The sequence below is a fragment of the Patulibacter sp. NPDC049589 genome, from assembly GCF_040675535.1.
GTDB lineage: Bacteria > Actinomycetota > Thermoleophilia > Solirubrobacterales > Solirubrobacteraceae > Patulibacter.
Genome location: NZ_JBFAPC010000238.1, coordinates 1 through 6008, shown reverse-complemented (window position 1 = coordinate 6008; position 6008 = coordinate 1). Strand labels below are relative to the sequence as shown.

The window sequence follows — 6008 nt, the reverse complement described above, 5'->3', positions numbered from 1 at the left end:
GGTGACGATCGCGACGATGGTCAGCGCCAAGTCGATCGGCAGGCGCTGGGCGATCGCCTCGCCCACCGACGTGTCCGTGAAGTACGAGGTGCCGACGCCCTGACGATCAAGGGCCTCCCGGCGGCGAGCTCGACCCGGAACTACTTCGTCTGGGCCGACCGCAACGGGCAGGACCCGGTCTTCCTCGGGGCGCTCCCCGGCGTGGAGGGGGCCCAGCTCCCGTTCCAGGGCGTCGACGTCCGGACCGGCCAGGCGGTGGTCGTCGACCCGTCGGTCTACAGCAAGGTGCGGGTCACGAGCGAGACGACGGCGAACCCGACGGCCCCCGGCCCGACGGTGATCGTCGGCACGATCACGCCGCCCTCGAGCTGAGTCCCCGGCGCAACGCAGGAGGGCCCGCCGAAGCGGGCCCTCCTGCGTTGCGCGACCGGCGGTCTCGCGCGGCGCGCGGCCGGCGGGCCACCCCGCGGGTCAGACCCGCGGCTCCCAGCGGAAGGTCCGCTTGGCGACCTCGTACGCGATGGCGACCCAGAACACCAGGGCGGACGCCGCGGGCAGCAAGTCGCCGCCGCCGTCCCAGCCGCCGCGGGCGAGGTGCACGATGGCGCCGCCCCGGATGATCGTCATCAGCGTCGTGGCAGCCCGACCGAGATCGCCGCCACGGCCCTGACCGAGGGCGCCTGCCCGCTCAGCGACCGCGAGGTCGAGGTCCTGCGCCTGGTCCGCGAGGGGCTGAGCGCGTCGGCGATCGCGGCGGCGTCCCACCTCGCGCCCGTCACGGTCCGCAACTACCTCTCCGCGGCGATGGCGAAGCTCGGGGTCGCCGCTCCGGTCCGCGGCGTCCCGCCCGCCTACGCCCCGTCCTGCTGCGCCTCGCCCTCCCGCGCGTCGAGCCGCGCGAACGCCTCGTTCGTGTGCCGGTGCCCGACCGTCTCGTAGCCGACGACCGTGATCACCGGGGCGAGGAGCAGGACCAGCAGGCACCACTCCGTCGCGAGGCCGGCGGCCGCGAGCAGCGGTGCCGCGACGAGGGTCGCGGCGGTGAGCCCCAGGAGCAGCAGGTGGAAGGGGTCGCGGGTCCGCAGCTGGATGCTGTAGAGCCCGTAGACCATGCCGAGGAAGACGGCCAGCGGGATCGCGACGGACGCCACCACGGTGACGTCGCCGACGTGCGCCTCGTCCTCCAGCGCGTAGGCGGCGACGTGCAGGCCGGCGCCGATCGCCGCGATGGCCCCGAACATCACGAGGTGGCCGTAGCCGTACGTGAAGGTGGCCAGCCCGTCGCGGCGGCGCTCGAGCATCTCGCCCCACGGGATCGCGAAGTACGCCCACCAGCAGGCGAAGGTCAGGCCGACGCCGGTGAACGCGAGGAGCGCGGCGTTGGCGGTCCAGCCGTGGTCGCTGTGGACCAGCGCGTTGATCGCGGCGACGGTGCCGATGATGCCCTCGCCGAGGGTGATGAGGAACAGCAGGCCGTAGCGCTCGGTGATGTGGTGCGGGTGCCACGGGGTCTGTGCGGCGCGCTCGGCGATCGCGGGCCCCGACAGCTCCAGGAGGACGATCAGGACGAAGCCGACGAGGGCGGCGGTCAGCGACAGGTCCAGGACGGCGAAGACCACCCACAAGACCTGGGCGGTGCCGGGCGTGAGCATGTAGCGGTGCGCCGCGGGCCGGCGCTCCGGGTCGTCGCGGGACACGCGCCACCAGAGGAAGAGCATCGCGACGCGCATCACGACGTAGCCGGCGATCAGGACGTCGCCGTTGAACGTGTCGCCTTCGTCGATCGACGTGAAGGCGGGCTCGATCCCGAGTGCGAGGACGACGACGCCGACCATCTGGGTCATCGTCGCCAGCCGGAACTGCCAGTCGTCGTTGTCGTACGCGGACGCCAACCAGCTGTAGTTCAGCCACGCCCAGCTGACGCCGAAGACCGAGAGGACGAAGCCGACGATCGCCGCGCCGCTGTGGCCCTCCGCGACGTAGTGGGCGAGCTCGTCGGCGGCGAACCCGAACGCGACCACCAGGGTCAGGTCGTAGAGCAGCTCCAGCGGGGTCGACGCGCGGTGCTCCTCCGTCGGGTCGCGACCGGTCAGGGGGGTTCGGGCGTGGGCGATGCGGGGTGGCACGGCCCTCATGGTGCTGCCTCGGGGGGTGTCGTCCAGCCCCGCCGCCCGGCTTGCCGGCCCGGATGCGGTGCGCCGGGCGGTCGGTCGACGCGCTGCCCGCCGTCCGAACGCGCCCGCTGGTCCGCAGGACCGCGTGGCCGCGGGAGGGCGCGGCCGCGGGAGGGCGCGGAACCCCAGCGTCCTCCGGCCCCGGGACGGTCTGTGCCTACGCTGAGCGACGTGGAGACCATCACCCTGAACAACGGCGTCGAGATGCCCGCCCTCGGGCTCGGCGTCTTCCAGACGCCGCCCGACGAGACCCGCGACGCCGTGACGGCCGCGCTGGACGCCGGCTACCGCCACATCGACACCGCTGCGGCGTACGGCAACGAGCGCGAGGTCGGCGAGGCCATCGCCGCGTCGGACGTCCACCGTGCCGACGTCTTCATCGAGACGAAGGTCTGGATCAACGACTTCGGCTACGCCGAGACGCTGCACGCCTTCGAGAAGAGCGCCGGCAAGCTCGGTGTCGACCAGCTCGACCTGCTGATCCTGCACCAGGCGCTGCCGGGGGACTTCGAGCGGACGCTCGAGGCCTACCGCGCGCTCGAGACGCTGCTGGCCGACGGGAAGGTCCGCGCGATCGGGGTGAGCAACTTCATGGTCGAGCACCTCACGGCGCTGCTGGACCGCGCCACGGTCGTCCCGGCGCTCAACCAGCTCGAGATCCACCCGTACTTCCAGCAGAACGCGGCCGCCGACTTCGGGGCCGAGCGCGGGATCCTGCCGCAGGCGTGGTCCCCGATCGGCGGCATCACGTTCTACCGCGACAGCGGGCACGTCAACGCGCTGGAGGACCCGACGATCGGCGCCGTCGCCGAGAAGCACGGCAAGAGCCCGGCCCAGGTGATGCTCCGGTGGGGCCTGCAGCACGGCCGCTCCGTGATCCCGAAGTCGACGAAGCCGCACCGCATCGCCGAGAACCTCGACGTCTTCGACTTCGAGCTCTCCGCCGAGGACCTGGCGGCGCTCGACGGACTCGAGACCGGCAAGCGCGGCGGCCCCGAGCCGGACGCGGTCACCCTCGAGACCTTCAGCCGGGAGATCCCGGAGGCCTGAGCGGCGGGGCGCGACGGCCCGCCCCCGACCCGCCCGGGACGGTCCGCGGGCGGATGCGGTGGCGGCCCGTCGGAGGACGGACGCGACGCCGGGGCCGCGCGTCCTCAGGGCGCGGGCACGCCGCCGGCCGGCGAGGTGCGGCCGTACCAGGCCTTCCGCCAGGCGTTCATCCGCCGGATCTCCCGCGTCTGCGCGGCGACGATGCCGGCGGCGATCCGCTGCAGCGCGGCGTCACCCCCGCGGGCGAGCTCCGCGCGCGCCATCCGGATCGCGCCCTGGTGGTGCGGGATCATCGCGTCGACGAAGGCCCGGTCGAACGGCCTGGCGGTCTTCAGCGACGTCGTGTCCATCGACATGCCCATGTCGTCCATCGACAGGCCGAGCGTCGCGGCTGCGGCCGTCATCGCGCCGTGGTCCATCGTCCCCGCCGCCGGGGCGACGCCGAGCCGCTTCGCGATCGCCCGCATCGCGGTGATCTCGGGGGTCTGGCCGGCGACGATCGCCCGGCCGAGCGCGCGGATCTCGGCGTGCTCGGCCCCGGCGCGGGTGTCGCCGGCCATCTCGACCGCCATCTGGTGGTGGGGGATCATCTGGGTGACGAACGCCCGGTCGACGTCCGCGGGCTTCGCCGCGGTCGTGGTGGTCGTGGCGTGGCCGGACGTGCTGCCCATGTCGTGGCCGCCGCCGGCGTCGCCGGAGTCGCTCGAGCCGCAGCCGGCGACGGCGAGCGCGCCGGCCAGCGTCAGCGCCAGCGCGCCGGCGCGGGTCCTGGAGTACGTCATGTTGGGTCCTGTTCCTCGGAGTGGTCGACGGTGGTGCGCCCGCTTGGGGGCGGGCGCGATCGGGACGTGCGGCGAGCGCACGTCCGGATCACCGCCGGAGCACCCCGAGGCGGAGGTACAGCACGACCGGCGGGCCGGCCCGGGCCCGCACGAGCGGTGGGTGGTGGCGCAGCACGTCGGCCAGCCGCGGCGTCGCGGCGGGTCGCGGCACCCCGACGCGGCGACGCCGCCGCCGGGCGACCCCGGCGACCACCACGATCGCGACGCCCGCGGCGATGACGCCCAGGCACGTCGCCATGGCGTGCTCGCCGTGCATGCCGTCCATGGGCATGGACTCCGGCATCGCGTGGTGCAGGGCGACCGCGCCGCCGAGGCCGAGCACGAGGAGCACGACGAGCAGCCCCCGGCGCGACCGCTCCAGCAGCGCCCTGATCCGCAGGGCGCTCATCGCACCGCCGTCCCCGGCGTCGCCTGCACCGTCTCGCCGGACGGGGCCGGACGCCGGTGCCGGGCCGGATGTGAGGGACGAGATACCCACCGGGGGTAACCGTACCGGCGGAGCGTCCCGCGCGGGCCGGCGACCGTCCGCCTCGCGGTCCGCCCGCCGTCCGCGCCCGGGGGCAGGGGCCAGGCCACCGGGTCTTCCTGGCGCCCTGATACCCCATGGGGGTATAGTCAGGGCATGGGGCATCCGGCGGGCGAGCACCACCACCACGAGGAGGCCCACGGCCACGACGCCGGGAGCCTGACCCGCACGGCGATCAGCGCGACCGTGCACTGCCTGACGGGCTGCGCGATCGGCGAGGTCCTGGGGATGGTCCTCGGGACCGCGTTCGGGTGGGGCAACGGCCTGACGATCGCCGTCTCGATCGCGTTGGCGTTCGCCTTCGGGTACGGCCTGACGTCGATCCCGCTCGTGCGGGCAGGGCTGCCCGCCCGGCAGGTGGTGGGCCTGGCGCTGGCGGCCGACACGTTCTCGATCGCGACGATGGAGCTCCTCGACTCCCTGACGATCCTCGTGGTGCCCGGGGCGATGGACGCCGGGCTCGGGGACCTCCTCTTCTGGGGATCGCTCGCCGGCGCGCTCTTCGTCGCCTTCTGGGCCGCGGTCCCGGTCAACCGCTGGCTGATCGCGCGCGGCAAGGGCCACGCGGTCGTGCACGCGTACCACTGAGCAACCGGGCCCGGGCCTCGCGGAGGGCATCCATCGTGCCCCGGTCCCGGACTCAACCCGGGACCGGCGCGCCCAGGGCCGCAACCGCGACGGCTCCCACGACGCCGGCGCCGAGGAGCGTCCCGAGGACAGGTGCCCGGAGGACGAGCAGCGCGACCGCACCGGCGGCGAGGAGCCCGTACTGCCAGGCGTCGCCGAGCGCGAGGGCCAGCGGGACCGCGGCGCCGAGGATCGCGCCGATCGCCGCGGGGCCCGCGCCGTCGAGGAAGGCCCGGAGCCGCGGCGCGGTGCGGAGGGCCTCGAAGCGCGGCGCGAGCACGAGCACCAGCGCGAACGACGGGGCGAACGCGACCGTCGCGGCCAGGAGCGCCCCGCCGACCCCGTGCGCGGCGAAGCCGACGGCGGCGACGGTGTGGACGACGGGGCCGGGCGTCACCTGGCCGAGCGCCACCGCGTCGAGGAACCGCGCGTCGGTCATCCAGTGGTGGCGGTCGACGGCGTCGGCCTGCATCAGCGGGATGATCACGAAGCCGCCGCCGTACGACAGGGCCCCGACCTTGAAGGCCGTCCACGACAGCGCGCCCAGCCCGCCGGCTCCCGACGCCGCGGCGAGGAGCAGGGGCCACGCGTGGACGCCGGCCGCGGCACCGGCCCCGCCACCCCCGTCGCGCGCGGGCCGCAGCCGGGCGACCTCGAACGCCCCGCAGGCGAGCAGCACGAGGACCAGCCACGGCCCGACCAGGACCGCGGCCACCGCGCCCAGCGCGGTGTAGACGGACCAGCGCCCGAGCTGGGAGCGGGCCCGCGCGTCGCGCCCCGGGCGCTGGT

General features: G+C 74.9%; 8 protein-coding genes and 1 pseudogene. 4 read left to right on the top strand and 5 right to left on the bottom strand.

The genetic code is table 11. From position 1 onward, the window contains the following. Positions 1-372, top strand: a 372-nt coding sequence (locus AB0L40_RS25860; protein WP_364361363.1) for a hypothetical protein, incomplete at its 5' end; no start/stop codon positions are given. A 99-nt stretch (positions 373-471) separates the two neighbouring features. On the opposite strand, the gene AB0L40_RS25855 is transcribed toward AB0L40_RS25860, so the two are convergent. Beyond that, a complete protein-coding gene (locus tag AB0L40_RS25855) occupies positions 472-627 on the bottom strand; it encodes a hypothetical protein (protein WP_364361367.1) in 156 nt (51 codons plus the stop codon). A 21-nt stretch (positions 628-648) separates the two neighbouring features. Here AB0L40_RS25855 and AB0L40_RS25850 point away from each other — a divergent pair. Beyond that, positions 649-828: pseudogene (locus tag AB0L40_RS25850) on the top strand (LuxR C-terminal-related transcriptional regulator); the annotation flags it as partial. Positions 829-851: 23 nt separating this feature from the next. Here the strand turns inward: AB0L40_RS25850 and AB0L40_RS25845 are convergent. Continuing rightward, complete coding sequence (locus AB0L40_RS25845; protein WP_364361361.1) at positions 852-2126, bottom strand: low temperature requirement protein A; 1275 nt, start codon at positions 2124-2126, stop codon at positions 852-854. 252 nt (positions 2127-2378) lie between these two features. Between AB0L40_RS25845 and AB0L40_RS25840 the strand changes: the two genes are divergently transcribed. Continuing rightward, positions 2379-3224 (top strand): aldo/keto reductase, encoded by an 846-nt coding sequence (locus AB0L40_RS25840; protein WP_364361365.1) that lies wholly within the window; start codon positions 2379-2381, stop codon positions 3222-3224. A 104-nt stretch (positions 3225-3328) separates the two neighbouring features. On the opposite strand, the gene AB0L40_RS25835 is transcribed toward AB0L40_RS25840, so the two are convergent. Together AB0L40_RS25835 and AB0L40_RS25830 are read right to left on the bottom strand one after the other, a co-directional pair. Next, complete coding sequence (locus tag AB0L40_RS25835) at positions 3329-4006, bottom strand: DUF305 domain-containing protein (RefSeq protein ID WP_364361359.1); 678 nt, start codon at positions 4004-4006, stop codon at positions 3329-3331. Between the two features lie 88 nt (positions 4007-4094). After that, a complete protein-coding gene (locus AB0L40_RS25830) occupies positions 4095-4454 on the bottom strand; it encodes a hypothetical protein (protein WP_364361357.1) in 360 nt (119 codons plus the stop codon). Positions 4455-4688: 234 nt separating this feature from the next. Between AB0L40_RS25830 and AB0L40_RS25825 the strand changes: the two genes are divergently transcribed. Continuing rightward, a complete protein-coding gene (locus AB0L40_RS25825; protein ID WP_364361355.1) occupies positions 4689-5180 on the top strand; it encodes a DUF4396 domain-containing protein in 492 nt (163 codons plus the stop codon). A 52-nt stretch (positions 5181-5232) separates the two neighbouring features. Here AB0L40_RS25825 and AB0L40_RS25820 read toward each other — a convergent pair. Continuing rightward, on the bottom strand, positions 5233-6008 hold a 776-nt coding region (locus AB0L40_RS25820; protein WP_364361353.1), incomplete at its 5' end, for a chromate transporter.